This is a genomic window from Fictibacillus halophilus, assembly GCF_042680145.1.
Lineage (GTDB): Bacteria > Bacillota > Bacilli > Bacillales > Fictibacillaceae > Fictibacillus > Fictibacillus halophilus_A.
Genome location: NZ_JBHTNQ010000001.1, coordinates 2,023,048 through 2,042,321 on the forward strand (window position 1 = coordinate 2,023,048; position 19,274 = coordinate 2,042,321).

Annotated in this window: 18 protein-coding genes and 1 pseudogene; 4 read left to right on the top strand and 15 right to left on the bottom strand. The window is 39.1% G+C overall.

Translation table 11 applies throughout. The features are described 5' to 3' along the window. Positions 1-60: 60 nt before the first annotated feature. Positions 61-2,275: pseudogene (gene secDF, locus ACFQ4X_RS10495) on the bottom strand (protein translocase subunit SecDF). Positions 2,276-2,788: 513 nt separating this feature from the next. Further along, positions 2,789-3,043, bottom strand: coding sequence for a post-transcriptional regulator (locus ACFQ4X_RS10500; protein WP_379834960.1), 255 nt, complete (start codon positions 3,041-3,043; stop codon positions 2,789-2,791). A gap of 98 nt (positions 3,044-3,141) precedes the next feature. Here ACFQ4X_RS10500 and spoVB point away from each other — a divergent pair, with 98 nt between their 5' ends. Then, positions 3,142-4,692, top strand: coding sequence for a stage V sporulation protein B (spoVB, locus tag ACFQ4X_RS10505; RefSeq protein ID WP_379834962.1), 1,551 nt, complete (start codon positions 3,142-3,144; stop codon positions 4,690-4,692). Positions 4,693-4,712: 20 nt separating this feature from the next. Here spoVB and ACFQ4X_RS10510 read toward each other — a convergent pair whose 3' ends face one another. Then, a complete protein-coding gene (locus ACFQ4X_RS10510; protein ID WP_379834964.1) occupies positions 4,713-5,372 on the bottom strand; it encodes a DUF421 domain-containing protein in 660 nt (219 codons plus the stop codon). Between the two features lie 189 nt (positions 5,373-5,561). Here ACFQ4X_RS10510 and ACFQ4X_RS10515 point away from each other — a divergent pair, with 189 nt between their 5' ends. Continuing rightward, the gene (locus tag ACFQ4X_RS10515; protein WP_379834966.1) at positions 5,562-5,945 is read left to right on the top strand and encodes a TIGR04086 family membrane protein; all 384 of its coding nucleotides are present in this window, start codon (positions 5,562-5,564) and stop codon (positions 5,943-5,945) included. A 31-nt stretch (positions 5,946-5,976) separates the two neighbouring features. On the opposite strand, the gene yajC is transcribed toward ACFQ4X_RS10515, so the two are convergent. The 12 genes from yajC to nadB form a co-directional block, all read right to left on the bottom strand. Next, complete coding sequence (gene yajC / locus ACFQ4X_RS10520; RefSeq protein WP_066291308.1) at positions 5,977-6,246, bottom strand: preprotein translocase subunit YajC; 270 nt, start codon at positions 6,244-6,246, stop codon at positions 5,977-5,979. Between the two features lie 23 nt (positions 6,247-6,269). Next, entirely contained in the window at positions 6,270-7,412 is a 1,143-nt protein-coding gene (tgt, locus tag ACFQ4X_RS10525; RefSeq protein WP_379834968.1) for a tRNA guanosine(34) transglycosylase Tgt, read from the bottom strand. A 16-nt stretch (positions 7,413-7,428) separates the two neighbouring features. Then, complete coding sequence (queA, locus tag ACFQ4X_RS10530; protein ID WP_379834969.1) at positions 7,429-8,457, bottom strand: tRNA preQ1(34) S-adenosylmethionine ribosyltransferase-isomerase QueA; 1,029 nt, start codon at positions 8,455-8,457, stop codon at positions 7,429-7,431. A gap of 18 nt (positions 8,458-8,475) precedes the next feature. Then, positions 8,476-8,667 (bottom strand): DUF2905 domain-containing protein, encoded by a 192-nt coding sequence (locus ACFQ4X_RS10535; RefSeq protein ID WP_379834971.1) that lies wholly within the window; start codon positions 8,665-8,667, stop codon positions 8,476-8,478. Continuing rightward, on the bottom strand, positions 8,664-9,665 hold the full coding sequence (ruvB, locus tag ACFQ4X_RS10540) for a Holliday junction branch migration DNA helicase RuvB (RefSeq protein ID WP_379834973.1): 1,002 nt from the start codon (positions 9,663-9,665) through the stop codon (positions 8,664-8,666). Before ruvB ends, ACFQ4X_RS10535 begins: the two co-directional genes overlap by 4 nt. 14 nt (positions 9,666-9,679) lie before the next feature. Next, positions 9,680-10,273 (bottom strand): Holliday junction branch migration protein RuvA, encoded by a 594-nt coding sequence (gene ruvA, locus ACFQ4X_RS10545; RefSeq protein WP_379834975.1) that lies wholly within the window; start codon positions 10,271-10,273, stop codon positions 9,680-9,682. A 125-nt stretch (positions 10,274-10,398) separates the two neighbouring features. Continuing rightward, positions 10,399-10,986: a YhcN/YlaJ family sporulation lipoprotein gene (locus ACFQ4X_RS10550; RefSeq protein WP_379834977.1), complete on the bottom strand. Its 588-nt coding sequence runs from the start codon at positions 10,984-10,986 to the stop codon at positions 10,399-10,401. Between the two features lie 72 nt (positions 10,987-11,058). After that, the gene (locus ACFQ4X_RS10555; protein WP_379834979.1) at positions 11,059-12,045 is read right to left on the bottom strand and encodes a phosphotransferase; all 987 of its coding nucleotides are present in this window, start codon (positions 12,043-12,045) and stop codon (positions 11,059-11,061) included. Beyond that, complete coding sequence (locus ACFQ4X_RS10560; protein ID WP_379834981.1) at positions 12,038-13,684, bottom strand: LysM peptidoglycan-binding domain-containing protein; 1,647 nt, start codon at positions 13,682-13,684, stop codon at positions 12,038-12,040. Before ACFQ4X_RS10560 ends, ACFQ4X_RS10555 begins: the two co-directional genes overlap by 8 nt. Before the next feature lie 140 nt (positions 13,685-13,824). Further along, on the bottom strand, positions 13,825-14,925 hold the full coding sequence (nadA, locus tag ACFQ4X_RS10565) for a quinolinate synthase NadA (RefSeq protein WP_379834983.1): 1,101 nt from the start codon (positions 14,923-14,925) through the stop codon (positions 13,825-13,827). Next, on the bottom strand, positions 14,922-15,761 hold the full coding sequence (gene nadC / locus ACFQ4X_RS10570) for a carboxylating nicotinate-nucleotide diphosphorylase (RefSeq protein ID WP_379837132.1): 840 nt from the start codon (positions 15,759-15,761) through the stop codon (positions 14,922-14,924). Before nadC ends, nadA begins: the two co-directional genes overlap by 4 nt. After that, the gene (gene nadB / locus ACFQ4X_RS10575; protein WP_379834985.1) at positions 15,715-17,298 is read right to left on the bottom strand and encodes an L-aspartate oxidase; all 1,584 of its coding nucleotides are present in this window, start codon (positions 17,296-17,298) and stop codon (positions 15,715-15,717) included. The genes nadC and nadB overlap by 47 nt, the downstream gene beginning before the upstream one ends. Positions 17,299-17,393: 95 nt before the next feature. Here nadB and ACFQ4X_RS10580 point away from each other — a divergent pair, with 95 nt between their 5' ends. Together ACFQ4X_RS10580 and ACFQ4X_RS10585 are read left to right on the top strand one after the other, a co-directional pair. After that, positions 17,394-18,545 carry an IscS subfamily cysteine desulfurase gene (locus ACFQ4X_RS10580; RefSeq protein WP_379834986.1) on the top strand — a complete coding sequence of 384 codons (1,152 nt, stop codon included), beginning with the start codon at positions 17,394-17,396 and terminating at the stop codon, positions 18,543-18,545. Continuing rightward, on the top strand, positions 18,536-19,072 hold the full coding sequence (locus tag ACFQ4X_RS10585) for a transcription repressor NadR (protein ID WP_379837134.1): 537 nt from the start codon (positions 18,536-18,538) through the stop codon (positions 19,070-19,072). The genes ACFQ4X_RS10580 and ACFQ4X_RS10585 overlap by 10 nt, the downstream gene beginning before the upstream one ends. The last annotated feature ends 202 nt before the right edge of the window (positions 19,073-19,274 follow it).

Sequence of the window (19,274 nt, forward strand, 5' to 3'; positions counted from 1 at the left end):
TTAACCTATTCATTATACAAAACAGGATAAGAGGTGACAATTTATGAATCGATATTTAATTTAGATTTCTGGTTCTGCTTCAACAGGGCGCACTTTCTTATTTTTTAGCTGGCGTGACTTAAGCACATACCAGAGCTGTGAAGCAATAAAAATTGAGGAATAAGCACCAAACGTTAATCCGATCAATAGTGCAATTGAGAAATTCCGTATTGAATCTGCACCGAATATCAATAATGCTACGGCTGCAATAACAACTGTTAGAACAGTGTTTATTGAACGACCTAATGTTTCATGAATACTTCGATTTACAATTTCAGCTAGCTTTTCTTGTGTTTTAACTTTTTCCAGCCTCATGTTCTCTCGGATACGGTCAAACGTTACAATCGTATCGTTAATGGAATAACCTACAATTGTAAGTACGGCGGCTATAAAAGGCAGATCCACCTCAATCCGGAACATACTGAAAATTGCAATGATCATAAAAGCATCATGAAGCAATGCGGTTACCGCTGAAAATGCCATCGACCATTCAAATCGGAAAGCAACGTAAATGATAATACCTACTGATGCAATCAACACAGCGATTAGCGCATTTTGAGCTAGTTCACGCCCGACAGTCGGCGTAACGGTGCTGACACTTGGTGTCTCTCCGTATTTTTCTTCAAAATGTGTATTCAACTTTGCGATTTCTTCTTTTGATAAAACGCCTTTAAAAGCAACATTGGCTTGATCATTCTTTCCAGCAAGCACAACGGATTCGGGTTCAATACCCAATGACTTAAACTCTTCCTCTACTCTTTCGTTTGTAAGTGTCTCATCTGCTTGAATGTTTACACGCGATCCGCTTTCAAAATCAATACCAAGTTTCAGACCTATTGTTAACAAGAAGACGATTCCTACAACTGTCAGGAGAGCCGAGATAATAAAGTAAAGGTTTCTGTTTTTTACAAAGTCGTAATTAAAGCTCACGGATGTCACTCTCCTTTACACCGAACAAACCTGGCTTTTTATCCATTAAACGGGACTGTACCCATAACCCTAGGAATAGTCTTGTTCCGAATACAGCAGTGATAAAACTTGCCAGTACTGAAATAATTAAAACTAACGCAAATCCTTTTACAGAGCTTGTACCGTATGCAAATAGCACAGCAGCGGCAAGGATCGTTGTAATGTTTGCATCAAAAATCGTTGTGAACGATCGGCGGTTACCAGCCTTAAACGCACTTAATACAGATTTACCGCTTTTTAATTCTTCCTTAATTCTCTCATATGTGATGATGTTTGCATCAACAGCCATACCTACTCCTAAAATCAGGGCGGCGATGCCAGGCAATGTTAAAACGCCGTTCATCAAATAGAAAATGGCCAGAATCAACCAAATATAGATAGATAAAGTTAAAACTGCGATAATCCCTGGTATACGATAGAAGATCAGCATGAATAAGAAGATAACAGCTATACCGATAAAGCCTGCAAAGATTGTTTCATCCAAGGCTTTTTCTCCAAATTTAGCACCAACTGAAGTAGAATATATCTCATCAAGTTTAACAGGAAGTGCACCAGCATTTAGAATCTTAGCGAGACTCTGCGCTTCTTCAACTGAGAAGTCACCTGTTATCGTTACGTCTTCCTGAGTCAGAACTTCATTAACATAAGGAGCAGAAATATATTTAGGCTCTTTTCCTGCCATCTCTTTTTTAACTTCTTCTTTAAATGAATCGCCTTTTTCATAATCCAGCCAGATGACTAAACGGTTTTCTCCTTGCGGCTGTCGCTTTAAGATTTCTTCTGTTACTTGAGCAAATTTATCAGCATCTTTAAGCTTTAAGGAAACGATTGGCTTATTGCTATTAGGTTCAAAAGTTTGCTTTGCTCCGTTCCCTTTGAGATCGGACCCATCGAGGAGCACTTTATCATCCACATCACGAAATGTTAATTCAGCTTGTGTAGACAGTAGTTCACGGGCTTTGTTCTGATCAGAAACACCAGCCAGCTGGACCCGAATCCGATTATCACCCTCAATTTGAATTTCAGGTTCTGAAACTCCAAGGACATTGATACGGCTATTTAATGCTTCTACAGTACTCTTTAACGTATCTTCTGTAACCTTTTGACCTTTTTTGACTGGTTTTACTTCATAAAGCACTTCAAACCCGCCTTGAAGGTCCAGTCCGAGCTTTGTTCCCTTTACAATCTTTTCTGTTGTAAGCCCTATAAGTGCGGCAAACATAAAAAGCACCACAAAAAAGATAACAATCTTACTCCGTTTTACCACTTCAAGAAACCTCCTTCATGCTGCATCAAAAACAACACTATGTATAAGTACGAATACTAACCCTTCCCATTATAGCGATTGTTGTTTTTTTCTGTCAATTTGTCCTGGGAATATTCATAAATAAAACAAAAAATGGATGGCTAGAAGCATAACTTTTTAGGTCATGCCTCTTTTGCTCTTGTAAGTAGTTGATTTTCGCTCCAGGATGCTCGCTTTCCGCGGGGCGTGCGGTGAGCCTCCTCTGCGCTATGCGCCCTTAGGAGTCTCACCTGTCCCGCTGATCCCGCCGGAGTCTCACACCTTGCACTCCTATCAATTTGTCAATAAAGAAAAAAAAATACCTCAAAAGCACCAATCTTTAGAGAGATAAAGTGTTTATTCAATGAAAATAATTTGACCTCAAAACCTTTATAAGATAACTGGAATCCGAGGATTTTATATATTTTTTATTTTGTAAAAATAAAAAATCGGGCTGCCAAAAGTAAGTTTACCTTACTTTTGGAACAGCCCCTTTTACTTTTTAACATCCTCTTTATAAGACTGGATCGTCAGCCAAGTCATAAAATCATTAAGTGAAAGTGACAAAATATAATCTACTAGTATATGCAGACGAGGTTCTTCTTTCTTTTTTTTCAATCTGATCAATACACAATTCCATATTTCTTCCTCTGTAACACTTTCATACCCCATATAATGAAATTCCTCTTTTTTACTTTTAACTGCTGGCCGAACTTCGTCTTTCCATTCCGTAAAATGTATGTTTTCCATATTCGCTCTCCCCTTTCAATATGAAACAAGCTGTCATGACGGTTCACTCATCGTGCATATAGTTAGATATGAGATTGTCCCAGAAAGGACAGGTTAACATGACTAAACAAACACTCGTACAAGGTACATTATTGCTTATTTTAGCAGGGCTCATTACGCGAATTCTCGGATTCGTGAACCGAATTGTAATGGCCAGGGTAATGGGACACGAAGGTGTCGGACTCTACATGATGGCAGTCCCGACTTTTTTGCTTGCTGTTACCCTGACCCGCCTAGGTCTTCCAATCGCTATCTCTAAGCTAGTCGCTGAAGCCGACGCAACAGGAGATCGATCAAAGGTAAGAAAAATTTTAATCGTATCTTTAGCGATAACAGGAGTTTTAAGTTTCGTTATTACGATAGGGTTATTTATTGCTGCACCTTTGTTAGCTGATCACTTTTTTACAGACGATCGAACTTTATGGCCATTACTTGCGATTGCGCCCGTTGTACCTGTTGTTGCTGTTTCATCCGTTTTGCGAGGATATTTTCAGGGTCTTCAAAATATGCGGCCATCCGCTTACTCACAGGTAATTGAACAAGTAGTAAGAATCGCACTGGTAGCACTGCTTACAGGATTATTCCTTCCATACGGTGTACATTTCGCTGCAGCTGGAGCCATGATATCCGTCATCATTGGTGAGCTAGCTTCTCTTCTATACATGTTTTCCATGTTTAAGGTTAAGAAGAAGATGCGAATCCGAAAAGGTTTTTTCAAACAATTAAAACAAGGTCATCAGACACTTAAGGATTTATTGAATATCGCACTTCCTACAACAGGAAGTCAACTGATCGGATCGGTCTCATACTTTTTTGAACCGATCGTTGTTGCTAACAGTCTAGCGATTGCAGGTGTTACTACTGCTGTCGCAACTGCGCAATATGGTGAGCTTGCAGGTTACGTTATCCCTTTATTATTTTTGCCAACGTTTATAACCTATTCGCTGTCTGTTTCTTTAGTCCCTGCTATCAGTGAAGCAAACGCACAAAAAAAATACCATCTTATCGAGCATAGACTGAATCAGGCATTAAAATTGTCTATGCTTTCTGGAGGTATTGCTGTTGTTATCTTATATGTTTTTGCGGTGCCAATCATGGATTTAATGTACAATTCTCCGGCATCAGCTTCATATGTAAAAATCATGACGCCTTTTTTCTTTTTTCTTTATTTTCAAGGACCTCTTCAAGCCGTTCTTCAGGCACTCGACCTTGCCAGATCTGCTATGATTAACAGCCTAATTGGTGCTTTAGTAAAGCTTGCAGCTATTTTTGCACTTGCCACCCGTCCTGAATTCGGCATAATGGGTGCTGCGCTTGCTATCGTCATTAGCATTGTTGTAGTAACATTGCTTCATTTTGCTACCGTTATTAAAGCGATAAGTTATACGATTGTGGTTAAGGATTTTGCCTATTCTCTGTTTTCAATATTTATTACAGGAGCAGGTGCAGTCTATCTATACCGCTTCATGATGCCGAAGTTCACTCCTGTACAAGGGCTCGCAATATGCGTTACAGCTACTTGCGGAATTTATTTATTCACACTCATCTTCTTTAGACTTTTAGGAAAGGAAGATCTTAAGCATTTACCTATAATCAAAAGGTGGGTTTAAAACAGCCAATATAGGCTGTTTTATTTTTTTTCATTCTTTTCGTCCACGTATAAGGAACCATCCTCATTTAACGTACAAAAAGAGATGCCTTTTATATCTTTAAATCCAGCTTTCTTTAATTCCTGCCTTAGCCAAAACGTTGTTTTATCAACTTTTTCCAAGTTGTCTTCCAGAACTTTTCCGTCCAGCACAAGAGGAAGGATCATTTGCAGAGGACTTCTTTCGGTGTCCTCATTCTTTTTTATAACTGACAATTTACCTGTCGTTTCTAATACGCCAAATTCAACTTCATTCAGGCTTCTAATATTATTTTCCCTTAATTGCGTTAGCAGGTCATCAAAATTATATCGCTGTTTTCGCATTTCTAGTTCGTCTACTTTTCCTTCCTTAATAATGACGGAAGGCTTCCCGTCAACCAGCTCTCTCATTTTTCTGCTTTTTAAAGAGACAATTGCCAGGATAAGCTGTATTCCCAGTAAGACAAATATGGATACAAGGGAATTTACCATTGGGATTTTCGGGTCTTCAATTGAAATAACGGCTAGCTCAGCTATCATAATGGATACGACAAAGTCGATCACTGATAATTTTCCGATTTCCCTTTTACCCATCATACGAAATACGACAACAATTAAAAAATATATAAAAAGCGTCCTGAAGATAATCGTATATAACTCCATAAATTCCCCTCCTTCCATATTATTTTCTTTGTTAGTGTGGCACAGATATGAAAAATCATGATACGAAGGTTTTGCCAAGTATTGAAATTATGGAAAGTAGAGGGAAAATCAATTGCTTGTACTTCTATTTCTAATTAGAGATGAATAAGGTATATAGAAAGCTTGCAGGATAAGGAGGACAAAATGGGGATGAAACATATGTTTTCTTCAATGGGACGCGGTTTGGCAGCAATTCTTCTTATGATTATGGTTTGCAGCTTAGTTCTTTCACTTTTATTGCGATTTACTGGCCTGACAGAGTCGTCTTTAAAATGGGTAACAATTGGATTATCTTTTTTATCTTTATTTATCGGAGGATTTATTTCAGGGAAAAAGGGACAAAGCAAAGGCTGGCTGCTCGGAGGTGGAACAAGTCTTCTGTTTTCATTTCTTGTTTTTCTAATACAGTATTTAGGGTATCAAAGCACATTTAACTCATCGCAATATATGTATCATGCTCTGTTCCTTGTATTAGCGATGATCGGTGGAATAATGGGTGTTAATTTAAGCAGCCATAAACAAGCATATAAATAAGACCCGTCGATCGACGGGTCTTACTTTTTTGTTATAGTGCAGCTTCTTCTTTCACTTCACGGATAGCGTTACGGTCAAATGTTAATTTTGCTCCATCATTTGAACGAATAACTGCGATTGTATCATCAATACTCTCTAATGTTCCGTGTAAACCGCCAATTGTTACAACTTTGTCGCCTTTTTTTAAATTAGACTGCATATCTTTAACAGCTTTTTGTCTCTTTTGCTGTGGACGGATTAGCAGGAAATAAAAAATTGCAAACATAAAAATAATCGGCAATAAACTTTTAATTGCATCCATTCTTCTTCACCCCTTTCTATTGGTTAAAAATTACGAGCATTCGGTTTGTTAAATCCATACATTTCAAAAAATTCATTTCTAAAATCAAGAAGTCTGTCTTCCATGATCGCTTGTCTGACTTGCTTCATTAAGTTTACCAAAAAATAAAGATTATGGTAACTTGTTAATCTAAAACCAAAAGTTTCGTTTGCTTTCACAAGGTGACGGATATAAGCTCTGGAATAAGTACGACATACATGACAGTCACAATTTTCATCGATCGGACGGAAGTCACGGGCATATTTTGCATTTCGCACGACAAGCCTTCCTTCACTTGTCATACATGTTCCATTTCTCGCAATACGTGTTGGCAATACACAATCAAACATGTCTATTCCTCGAATAGCTCCGTCGATTAATGAATCTGGAGATCCAACACCCATTAGATAGCGCGGCTTGTTTTCAGGCAAGTGCGGCGTTGTGAAATCCAAAACACGATTCATCACATCTTTCGGTTCCCCAACAGACAACCCTCCAACTGCATACCCGGGAAAATCTAAAGAAACAAGATCACGAGCGCTCTGCTTTCGAAGTTCTTCGTATTCTCCGCCCTGAACGATGCCGAATAACGCTTGATCCTGTGGGCGGGCATGTCCTTTTAAACAGCGTTCTGCCCATCGGCTTGTCCGTTCTACTGAAGCCTTCATATATTCATATTCAGCTGGATAAGGAGGACATTCATCAAAAGCCATCATTATATCAGAACCTAAAGCATTTTGAATTTCCATCGCCCCTTCAGGACTCAGGAAAAGCTTTTCACCGCTAAGGTGGTTTCTGAAATGAACACCTTCTTCTTTTATTTCTCTTAGATCACTTAATGAAAAGACTTGAAAGCCTCCAGAATCGGTAAGAATCGGACGGTCCCAGTTCATAAAAGTATGCAGTCCGCCGGCTTCCCTAACGATATCATGACCTGGTCTTAGCCATAGATGATACGTATTGCTTAAGATAATTTCAGCACCAAGTTCTTTTAACTCTTCGGGGCTCATTGTTTTAACAGTAGCTAACGTGCCAACAGGCATAAAGATAGGAGTTTCAAACGAGCCATGAGGTGTATGAACTTTTCCAAGTCTTGCACCTGACTGTTTGCATGTTTTTATTAATTCATAGGTTACAGCTGGTTTCATCTAAAGATTATCCCCCTTAAAGTATAAGCATCGCATCACCGAAACTGAAAAAACGATACTTTTCTTCAACGGCTTCATTGTATGCTTTCATAACAAACTCTTTACTTGCAAATGCACTTACCAGCATGATTAAAGTTGATTTGGGCAAGTGGAAATTCGTAATCAATCCATCAATAGCTTTAAATTCATACCCTGGATAAATAAATATATCTGTCCATCCAGAGTCCTCTTCAAACTTTCCATCAAATTTATTAGCAACGGTCTCTAAAGTGCGTGTACTTGTAGTCCCAACCGTTATAATTCTTCCACCTGATTCACGGACATGATTTAAAAGTTCAGCTGTCCCTTTTGTTATTTGATAAAACTCTGCATGCATATCATGCTCAAGAATATCTTCAACACTTACAGGCCTGAATGTTCCAAGACCTACGTGCAGCGTAATAAAAGTTACATGAACGCCAGAAGCTTTAATTTCTTCAATCATTTCTTCAGTAAAATGCAAACCTGCAGTAGGAGCTGCAGCAGAACCTTGATGAACAGCATACACGGTCTGATAACGATCTTTTTCTTCAAGCTGTTCCTTGATATAAGGAGGCAGCGGCATCTGGCCGAGATCATCTAAAAGCTCATAAAAAATCCCTGAATAGATAAATTTAAGATGCCTTCCTCCATGATCACTTTCGCCTACACAAACCGCTTGCAACCTTCCATCACCAAACGTGATTTCCGTTCCTGGTTTTACCCTTTTAGCTGGTTTAACTAGCGTTTCCCAAGTATCCTGACCTTCTTCTTTTAAAAGCAGAATTTCAACTTTAGCTCCAGTATCCGTCTTTTGGCCAAAAAGTCTGGCTGGAAGAACACGTGTATCATTTAATACTAGGCAGTCTCCCTTTTTTAAATGGTTCTTCAAATCGTAAAAATGTTTATGTTCTATACTTTTGTTTTCTTTATCTAAAACCATCAGCCTTGATGAAGTTCTATTCTCAAGTGGTGTTTGAGCAATCAGTTCTTCTGGCAGATGAAAATCAAAATCATTTACTTTCATTGATATAATTCCTGCTTTCTATTTAAATCGTCCAATAATCATAAAGATAAGGGAAAGTACAAAACTAATGATAATAGAGGTCATTATAGGAAAATAAACGGTCGTGTTTCCTTTTTTCCACACCATGTCTCCAGGGAGTTTCCCGATAAACGTACCTATTAATCCTATAATAATCAGGACAATTCCTGCAATAATAAAAAGCCGGTTCATTCAGTGGACGCCTCCAGTCCAAAATATTGATAGGCCTGTCCAGTAACCATTCGCCCTCTAGGAGTCCGCTGCAAAAAACCAATCTGCAGAAGGTATGGTTCATATACATCTTCAATCGTCATGGATTCTTCACCGATTGTTGCCGATATGGTTTCCAGACCTACAGGACCACCTTTGTATGTATGAATGATCCCTAGTAATAATTTATGGTCAATATGATCCAAACCTAAACGGTCAACCTGAAGCAGCTCCAGTGCTTTTTGGCAAATTGGAAGTGAAATCATATCTTTGCCCTCGACTTGGACAAAATCCCGCACTCTTCTTAAAAGTCTATTTGCAATCCTTGGTGTCCCTCTCGATCTTCTAGCTATTTCTTCAGCTGAGAGATCATCAACTTTAATTCCAAACACATCACCGGTACGTCTCACGATTTCAGAAAGTTCATCTGGTTTATAATACTCCAGTCTTGCCATCACTCCAAATCGATCTCTAAGTGGCGCAGATAATGAACCAGCTCTTGTAGTTGCACCGATAAGAGTAAATGGGGGCAGATCCAAACGAACAGATCTGGCTACTTCACCTTTTCCAATAACAATGTCTAGACAAAAGTCTTCCATCGCAGAATACAATATCTCTTCTATCGCACGTGAAAGCCTATGGATTTCATCGATAAACAGCACGTCACCTGGTTCAAGGGATGTCAGTATGGCAGCAAGGTCCCCTGGCCGCTCGATAGCGGGACCGCTTGTCGTTCGCAGGTTAACTTCCATTTCATTCGCGATAATTGAAGCAAGTGTTGTCTTTCCAAGGCCAGGAGGACCATAAAGAAGCACATGGTCTAACGGCTCATTCCTCAGTCTTGCAGCTTTAATAAATACCTTAAGGTTATCCTTAACTGATGTTTGACCGATGTATTCATCCAGAGCCTCCGGACGCAGACTTAGTTCCATGACCGCTTCATCCTGGCGTTCTTCTGAAGAAACTATTCTCTCTTCCATCCATCCTCACGTCCTTATGCATTCATTAACTTTTTTAAAGCTGCTTTTACATACTCATTCGCAGACATTTTTTCTTTCTTTAGCTCCGGCAAAACTTTTTGGATTTCTTTTCTTCCGTATCCCAAAACCGTAAGAGCTTCTATTGCCTCATCGAGTTCATCACCGGTAGTCTCAACCTCTGCAAAAAGACCTTCTGTTATATCAGCATCAGCAAAAATAGACAGTTTTCCTTTTAAATCTAATATCATTTGGCGAGCCGTCTTTTTTCCAACACCCGGAAACTTAGTTAAAAACTTTTCATCTTCATGTTCAATAGCATTTACAACTTGTTCTGGCTGTCCAAATGCTACAATAGCTAAAGCGCCTTTTGGACCGATTCCCGAAACATTTAAAAGTTTTAAAAACAGATCCCGTTCTTTTCTATTAATAAATCCATATAAAGCAAGTACATCTTCTCTGACATAATGATAAGTGTAAACACTTTTTTGTTCATTCATTTTATATATAAATGGGTTCGGACAAATTATTTTATATCCGATACCGTTATTGTTTATGACAATGTATTCCGCTGTTATGTAATCTACATTTCCTGTAATGCTTTCTATCAACTTTTTCTCCCCTTAAACTCTTAAACCCGAGCGTATGTTTCTATTTCTTATTGTAACATAGCACACCCCTTAATTCCTTATCAATGAACAAAAAAAGAGAACAGTGAACTGTTCCCTTAATATTTCTAACGATTATTCTCGAAAGGACGTTTTATCGCATTTCCAAGGTCGCTGCCTGCATCTACGATGTCTCCCATGATTCCGCGTACATCGGTTTCAACTTCCGTGTAGGCACGGCCATCACGCAGATCATTATCGACATTTTCAATACGGTCAACAATCTTTTGATCTGAAACAACTTTTACGTCACGATCTGGTGCCATCTTAGCTGTGGTTTCCCTGACTTTTTTCGTCAGTTCTTCCTTTTTGTTTTCCTTCGTGTCTACTCCTACAATGACGTTGTTATCCTCAAGAATAACGTGAGCATCGTCTACACCACGAATGTCATTCACCTTATTGGCGATACGTTCAGCAAGGGCACCATCATAATCCTCGTGATAAGTTGAGGTATGATCTTTTGTATCTCGATCTGCCATATCGGAAATGAATCCACTGCCTCGGTCAAGATCACCGCGATTATCACCCTCATTAGAATAATATCCAATTGGGCGAACATCATTGTCATTCCTGTCCTGAGATTCATTTACACCGTTACAGCCCACAAGACCTCCAGCGAGGATTGTAAAGGCGAGCGTTTTCGCTATTGTTTTCAATGGAAAAACCTCCTTTCACCTATTAGGGTGGCAAGAGGAGGCTTGAAATAATCTGTTAAATGTAGGATAGAATCAATTTATCTTTTTTATAATTTTATCCACGAATTTTTTTCTGTGCGAAAAATCACGGAGCGTAAACTTTTCTACTCCTTCAATCATATCTTGATCTCCGGATTTCAGAGCACGGTTCCACTCTCTATATAAATCAGTGGGGAAGACCAAACAAATAACGAACCACTTTTTATTAAACCATTTCAAATAGTCTTGATTGCCCATCTCTTCCATTTTTGAATAGGACCAATACCAAAAAGGAAGTATCCTGTTTGCATATTGAAGCCAGTCATAGGCTTGTGGCACAGCTGCAAAAAGATCAAAGTCGATTAGATATGCTTCTTTTGATTTTTCTTTATTCAGCACAAAATTATGAGGCGCTACATCACCATGTGTGATTTCCCTTTTTTTATATGCTTTTTGTTCAAGGGATTCAACCGCAGAATGATCAAAATGTTCCAGACACCATTTTCCCCACATAAGGATATCTGTTATCAAAGGCTGCATCTCTTTGCTCCATCGAGCTTTTTTTGCATGATATTTAAAAGCATCGTATCTTTCACTCCATTTTTTATAGAGTGAATAAGATGAAAGACTGTTATATACATCGGACGGAAGATTTTTTGAAAAGGAATGAAATCTGCTTATAGCGTCCATTCCAGCAATAACGTCTTTCTGATTACCGAAATGAAGACCATCACCTTTATAAAATGGCATAATTGCCCAAAAGTATTCTCCAAATTCTATATACCGTTTATCGTTTGGGAACACGGTATACGTACCCATAATTCTAGGTTTCTGGCCTTTATACAATTTTGAGATCTTCAATTGTTTTCTGCATGTTTCTTCACGGCGAAATCCTTTTAAAACATACTTCCCTTCTAATGTATTTATCCATATTACATTCTCACGAAAAAAGCCAAAATCAACAATGTCGAAACCGACCTCTTTCATTTTTTTTAAAAAAAGACGATCTCCATGGAAACCGTCTCTATTATCCCTATTCATTTTCTTCCGATTCCTCTGCATCACCTTGTTCAGATTCACGGTATTGTGCTTGAGAATAAGGGTTTAGCATATTATCCATACCTTGGCCTTGTGGCATCATACCCATTTGGCCCATCTGCGGCATTCCACCGTTTTGAGGAATTCCCATCTGGCCCAATTGAGGCATACTTGGCATCATACCCATTGGCGACCCGCCATTCTGCTGCGGCATCATGCCCATTTGACCCATTTGAGGCATTCCCGGCATCATGCCCATCTGACCCATTTGAGGCATTCCTGGCATCAATCCCATTTGACCCGTTTGAGGCATTCCTGGCATCATACCCATCTGACCCATCTGAGGCATTGCCGGCATCATACCCATTTGACCCGTTTGAGGCATTCCCGGCATCATACCCATTTGACCCATCTGAGGCATTCCCGGCATCATACCCATTTGACCCATTTGAGGCATTCCTGGCATCATGCCCATCTGGCCCATTTGAGGCATACCTTGCATCATACCCATCTGGTCCATTTGAGGCATTCCCGGCATCATACCCATTGGCTGCATTCCCATTTGACCCATTTGTGACATATCACCGCCTGGCATACCCATTTGCTGCATTCCCATCGGCATACCTTGCTGGGTTTGCTGTCCCCCAGGGGTATATTCACCAGCTGGCATTAGATCCATATCGGAGTCTGGAAATTCACCAAAAGGCATTCCTCCCTGCTGCATTCCTGTACCTTGCTGACCACCCTGAGGGTATCCGCCACCATACAGTTGCGGCATTCCGCTGAATCCTTGCGGAGGCATCATTCCATAGCCTTGCGGAATAGGTGAATATGTTTGCGGTTTAGGGAACATCGGCGGCATTGAACCATACATATTTTGCATCATTCCTGAAGATTCTTCCATCAGAAATGGATGTTTATTCGGTTGATAGTTGTCTTTCCCGGAAGGATATAAACCATGCTTCCCTGAAACATTCGGCTGATTTGCTATGTTTGGCTGATTCGCTATGTTTGGTTGATTGGCTATGTTTGGCTGGTTAGCCATATTAGGCTGGTTTGCTGCATTAGGATAGCCCATTGGAACATAATGACCAAGGTTTGAAGATTCCATCATTCCTGCAAAATCTTTATCATGCAAAGGCGCCATTGGTGCTTTCATTGGAGCAGTATAGGTATCTTTTTTCATTGGAGCATCTTTATGTTCCATCTTTGGTGATGGTTTCATCGGTGCTGGCTTCATTTCTTTTTTTGCCGGTGCAGGTTTCATTGGTGCTGGCTTCATTGGCGCCGGCTTCATTTCTTTCTTTGCCGGTGCAGGCTTCATCGGTGCTGGCTTCATCGGTGCTGGTTTTATTGGGGCCGGCTTCATTGGCGCTGGTTTTACCGGAGCAGGCTTTGGTTTTTCCTGAACAGGTGCAACTGGTACCTCTTGAACAGGAGCCACAGGTTTAGGCTGTTCCTTTATAGGTGCTTCTTTCTTTACTCCCGGCATTTTTATAGGGATCTTAATCTTTTCCCCCCGCTCGATTACATCCGTTCTAGAAAAACCAGGATTTGCTTTTCTTAGTTCATTCACAGGAACATCATATTTTTCAGCTATTTTGTCAAGTGTGTCCCCTTTTTGCACAATGTGAATTCTCACGCTGCAAAACTCCCTCCTGCCAAATTTCCTTACAGTATATGAACATTTGGGCATATTGCTACATCTTATTGAAGTCACAATATTTATTCCTTTATCACTTTATGCCTGTTAAAAGGAGGATATGACAGGAGGTAATTCCATTACATCATGCGGTTTAAAGCGATTATTGCATACTTTTTCGTTTCCTCATCTACAGAAATAATATTTTGAGGATTTCCTTCAATGATATTTTCTAATGACCATAGCAAATGTGCTAGATCAATACGATTCATCGTTAGACACGGACAAAGATTCGGATTAAGCGATACAATTTCCTTATCAGTGAATTGTGCTGCCAGCCGGTTAACGAGATTCATCTCAGTCCCCACCGCCCATTTCGTTCCAGGACTCGCATTTTTAATAGTTTCTATAATGAAATGAGTGGAACCATTGTAGTCACTTGCTCTTACAACTTCGTGAGTACATTCTGGATGTACAATGATTTGAAAATCTGAGTGATTTTGTCTAAATTCATGAATTTGTTCGACTGTAAACTTTTCATGCACAGAACAATGCCCTTTCCATAAAATCACTTTTATATCTTCTAAATCAGAGGCTTCAAAAATTAATTTGTTTTGGATGGGATCCCAAACAGCCATGTCTTGAAGTTTAATACCAAGATCAAACGCTGTATTTCTGCCCAAGTGCTGATCAGGTAAAAAGAGAAGTCTTTTCTTTTGTTGAAATGCCCATCGAACCATGGATTTAGCATTTGAGGAAGTAACTGTCGCTCCCCCATTTTTACCGCAAAATGCTTTTATATCAGCCGTTGAATTGACATAAGTTAAAGGAAGAATACTATCTCCAAATAATTTAGTTAATTCAATCCATGCTCTTTCCGTTTGATGAATATCGGCCATATCAGCCATTGAACAACCAGCTTTTAAATCAGGAAGTATGACAGTCTGATTAGGATGACTTAACATATCAGCTGTTTCAGCCATAAAATGAACACCGCAAAACACAATATAATCGGCGTTTCTATTTTCTGCAGAAATTTTGGCCAATTGCAGAGAATCACCTGTAACATCAGCAAATTGAACGACTTCATCTTTTTGATAATGATGGGCAGGTAAAAATAACTTATCTTTTAATTGATCCTTAATTTCACGAATCCTCATCTCCATTTCGGAAGAAGTCATTTTGGAGTAATGAGCAGGGATGGCAGCAGCAGTCTTAATAAATGTTTCAAGAATAGTCATGCTTTTACAGCTCCTTTAACATTTAAGCTAATATCAAGCGCTTTGTTTGAGTGTGTGAGAAAACCTAAAGATATATATTGAACTCCAGTCCGGGAGTATGCATCTATCGCATCAAGAGTAATACCACCCGAAGCTTCTGTTACAATTCCTTGTGGCACATGTTTTAGTCTTTGAGTTATTTCTTCAGGTGTACAATTATCGAACATTATGATGTCTGCACCTGCTGAAACAGCTTCTAACACTTGCTTTTCTGTCTCGGTTTCTACTTCAATTTTTATTGTATGACCTAATTTTTCACGAGCTGTCTCTATCGCTTCTTGGATAGAGGAAAATCCTGCAAGGTGATTATCTTTTAACATTACAGTGTCATACAATCCAAAGCGATGATTATATCCGCCGCCGCAGCGCACAGCATATTTTTCAAGCATCCTTAATCCTGGCGTTGTCTTTCTTGTATCACATATGCGTGTTCTTCCATTGGCAAGTGAAACTGCTTGGGCCGTGACAGTTGCAATTCCAGAAAGCCGCTGCAGTAAATTTAATAATACTCTCTCACCTGTCAAGATACTTTTTCTTCTGCCTCTGATTTCTGCCAATATCATACCGCGTTGGATGTAATCACCGTCTTTTACATAAAGCTTAGTTTTTATACTCGAATCAATTAATTCATATCCCAGGGTCAGAATTTGATACCCAGCGAATGTCCCACTCTCTTTTGCTATTATGGAAGCTGAGATCTCTGTTTCATCTTCAAAAAGAGCTGCTGATAAGTCACCAGTCCCAATGTCTTCAATTAAGAATTCCTGCAGCTGCTTTTTTAGCAATAAGTGATTCATCACGCAGCACACTCCTTATTATCTTTTTTTGTTCCCACTCTTTTAGTGCGAAGGGAAAATCTCTTCGATAATGACTGCCTCTGCTCTCCTTACGATTAAGGCAGCTTGTTACAGTTAACCAAGCCATTGTCTGCATATTTAATCTTTTGATTAACGCTATTGGCTGATCAAGGAGAGGAGGATTGAAATTCCTTAGCTGCAATTTATCTTTAGCCTTTTTCAAACCCTCTTCATCCCTGCAAATTCCGGCATATTTATCCATTATTTCTTGGATATCGTTTGTTTCAAGCAGTGCATCATTTAACCAGTAACCAGCAGAATAGGATTCTTGTAATAATGACAAGGAAAAGGAGAATGTCGTTTCATGCTTTTCAGAAAGAATGCATTGAGCTGTCTGTTTAGCAAAAACTGCACCTTCCAGCAAAGAATTGCTCGCAAGTCTGTTCGCTCCATGAACACCTGTGTTTGCACATTCTCCAACAGCATACAAACCTCGCAGAGATGTTCTCCCAAATAGGTCAGTCTTAATTCCTCCCATCGTAAAATGGGCACCTGGAGCCACCGGAATTAAACCGGCATCTAAAGATATTCCAGCATTTTCACACAATGTGGTTACGCCGGGAAATTTTTTTTCGAAATTAGAAATACCTTTTATGTTCAAAAAAACAGACGCTCTTTGATTATGAATCTCATCAAATATTCTCCTTGAAACAATATCTCTTGGTGCAAGGTCTTTCAATGGATGGACCTCATCCATAATAGGAGAGCCGTTTGAGTTTACAAGAATTCCACCTTCACCTCTTACAGCTTCAGTAATTAAACCGCTTATTTTTTTGTTTTTTAGTAATGTAGGATGGAATTGAACAAATTCTAAGTCTGCAAGTTCAGTACCAGCACGGTAAGCCATACATACTGCACTTCCGTCAGATCCATATGCATTTGATGTTGCAGAATAGATTCCTGCATATCCACCTCCGGCTAAAATGGTATGAGTTGATTTGTATAACGTGATGCTGCCATCATCATCTTTACAATAAACGCCATAACAAATACCGTTTGCAGCCAGTAAGTCAACTGCATATTGACCTGTTTCGATTCTCACTTTGTCATTAACACGACGAATTAAGGCTTCCATGACTTTCTTTCCTGTCTGATCGCCGCCTGCGTGTACAATTCGATTACGATGATGGCCGCCTTCTTTTCCTAACATAAATTGTCCATTTAGATTACGGTCAAACGGAACTCCCCAACAGGAAAGAGAATCTATAACATTACTTCCTTCTTTCACAAGAACCTCAGTCAGTTCCGGTTCGTTATGAAAATGTCCGGCTTGAAGGGTATCCATATAATGTTCTTGCCATGTATCGTTCTTATCAATAACAGCTGAGATTCCGCCTTGAGCCAAATATGAATTTGAATGCTTGAGATCAGACTTTGTGATAACTATCACATTCTTATTCAAACTTAAATATTCAGCAGCTATTAAACCGGCTATGCCACCTCCGATTATTAACACTTCAGCTTCAACTATATGCAATCACAAACACCTCAACTTTACATGTGTCTTGACACCTATATTTACATAGAATTAAACTTGTTACAAGAATTTTATTATTTAATGAGGTGAACGCCTTGATATATTTGGATTATGCAGCTACAACACCTATGTCAAAAAATGCTATCGAAGCTTTTATCCGTACTTCAAGAAATTACTTTGAAAATACAGAGAGTCTGCACGATGGAGGACTAAATGCGAAGGAACTATTAGAACATGCTCGAACTACTTTTGCAAAGCTGGCTGGCAAAGATTCAAACGGAATTTATTTTACGGGGGGAGGTTCGGATGGAAACTTTTTAGCTATCACATCTTTAGCCTTTGGTTCAAAACGAAATGGAAGACATATTATTACATCTAATGTTGAGCATCCATCTGTCGATTACGCTCTCAAGTTTTTAGAGGGCCAAGGGTTTGAAGTCACTCGGGTTCCCGTAGATTCATCAGGTAAGATCAGCATTGAAAGAATAAAGGAAAATCTAAGACCAGATACTGTATTAGCAACAATACAGCATGTAAACAGTGAAACGGGCATCATCCAAGATCTTAAATCCATGAGTGATTTTTTTAAGAGAAACGATATTTTGTTTCACAGTGACTGTGTTCAATCCTTTTCAAAAGTAGACAAAAACTATTTTAATTCCATAAACATAGATTCTTTTACAGTTTCAGCCCACAAAATTCATGGTCCAAAGGGAACAGGAGCCGTATATATATCACCTGCTATCCACATTTCTCCTCTTCTTGCAGGGGTTACCCATGAACGGGGATTTAGACCTGGAACAGTAGATCTCCCTTCTATCGTTTCTTTTGTGACGGCTGCTGAAGAATCTATAAATAAACAATCATCACATTATGTTCAAGTAGCAGAAATGCGAAAACTGTTTATTTCGCTTATACTTAATAATAGAGAGGTTATTTTAGAAGGAAGTTTGGACGGTTCGCCATATATACTTCCATTTAGAGTTAGAGGAATAGAAGGACAAATCGTAATGCAGGAACTAAGCAGGAGAAAGATTGCTGTTTCAACAGGATCAGCCTGCAAGAATGGACTGCAATCTCCTTCTAAAACCTTACTTGCTCTTGGCTGGACTGATAGTGAGGCACATGGTCTTGTACGAGTTTCGTTAAGTCACCTTACTACTGCAGAAGATATTTACACGCTCTGCAAAGCACTAAATGATATAACGAATCAATTTTTATCAGTTAGAGAGGTTGCATTAAAATGAATAAGGCAGAAAAATTAAAAGGCGATGATAGAAGAACACAGCTTATGAGCTGGCTAAAAGAATCTTCAGAGCCCTTGAGCGGTTCATCACTCGCAGCAAAGACGAATGTCAGCAGACAAGTAATTGTACAGGATATGTCGCTCTTAAAAGCAAGCGGTGAACCAATTATGGCAACTGCTCAAGGTTATATTTACATGAAACCTGATAAGGGAAATTCATTCTCTTGTGTTGTCGCATCTGTCCATTCCCCTGAAGAAACCATCGAAGAATTGTACACAATCGTAGATCATGGAGTAACTGTTGAAGATGTAACTGTTGATCACCCTGTTTACGGTGATATCAAAGCATCACTTAAGCTGTCAAATCGTAACGATGTAGAGGATTTAATGAATCGTCTAAAGGAAACGAATGCTCCTCTTTTAAGTGAACTTACAGACGGAATACACATGCACACCCTATCTGCAGATTCTAAAGAAAAATTAGACAAAGCATGCCTTGCATTGCGCAAAAAAGGATATTTATTATAAAGCCAAACGAACAGAAACGAGGCTGACTCAAAAGTTTAAAAACTTTTTAGTCATGCCTCATTTTATTTAAACCTATTTAGATAACGTACATCGTTATAAAATAGTAGATTATCTAATAAACTCGATTAGATAACTAAATTTTGGCGATTTTATTTATTTTTTATTTTGACAAAAATAAAAAATTAGGGGCTGCCAATAGTAA

What these genes read in the sequence shown, in the direction of transcription:
- tgt (WP_379834968.1), bottom strand. Translation starts at nt 7,412, where the DNA reads ATGAAACCAGCTGTAACCTATGAATTAATAAAAACATGCAAACAGTCA.
- queA (WP_379834969.1), bottom strand. Translation starts at nt 8,457, where the DNA reads ATGAAAGTAAATGATTTTGATTTTCATCTGCCAGAAGAACTGATTGCT.
- ACFQ4X_RS10510 (WP_379834964.1), bottom strand. Translation starts at nt 5,372, where the DNA reads ATGGAGTTATATACGATTATCTTCAGGACGCTTTTTATATATTTTTTA.
- ACFQ4X_RS10515 (WP_379834966.1), top strand. Translation starts at nt 5,562, where the DNA reads ATGAAACATATGTTTTCTTCAATGGGACGCGGTTTGGCAGCAATTCTT.
- ACFQ4X_RS10535 (WP_379834971.1), bottom strand. Translation starts at nt 8,667, where the DNA reads ATGAACCGGCTTTTTATTATTGCAGGAATTGTCCTGATTATTATAGGA.
- nadC (WP_379837132.1), bottom strand. Translation starts at nt 15,761, where the DNA reads ATGAATCACTTATTGCTAAAAAAGCAGCTGCAGGAATTCTTAATTGAA.
- ACFQ4X_RS10555 (WP_379834979.1), bottom strand. Translation starts at nt 12,045, where the DNA reads ATGAATAGGGATAATAGAGACGGTTTCCATGGAGATCGTCTTTTTTTA.
- spoVB (WP_379834962.1), top strand. Translation starts at nt 3,142, where the DNA reads ATGACTAAACAAACACTCGTACAAGGTACATTATTGCTTATTTTAGCA.
- ACFQ4X_RS10500 (WP_379834960.1), bottom strand. Translation starts at nt 3,043, where the DNA reads ATGGAAAACATACATTTTACGGAATGGAAAGACGAAGTTCGGCCAGCA.
- nadA (WP_379834983.1), bottom strand. Translation starts at nt 14,925, where the DNA reads ATGACTATTCTTGAAACATTTATTAAGACTGCTGCTGCCATCCCTGCT.
- yajC (WP_066291308.1), bottom strand. Translation starts at nt 6,246, where the DNA reads ATGGATGCAATTAAAAGTTTATTGCCGATTATTTTTATGTTTGCAATT.
- ruvB (WP_379834973.1), bottom strand. Translation starts at nt 9,665, where the DNA reads ATGGAAGAGAGAATAGTTTCTTCAGAAGAACGCCAGGATGAAGCGGTC.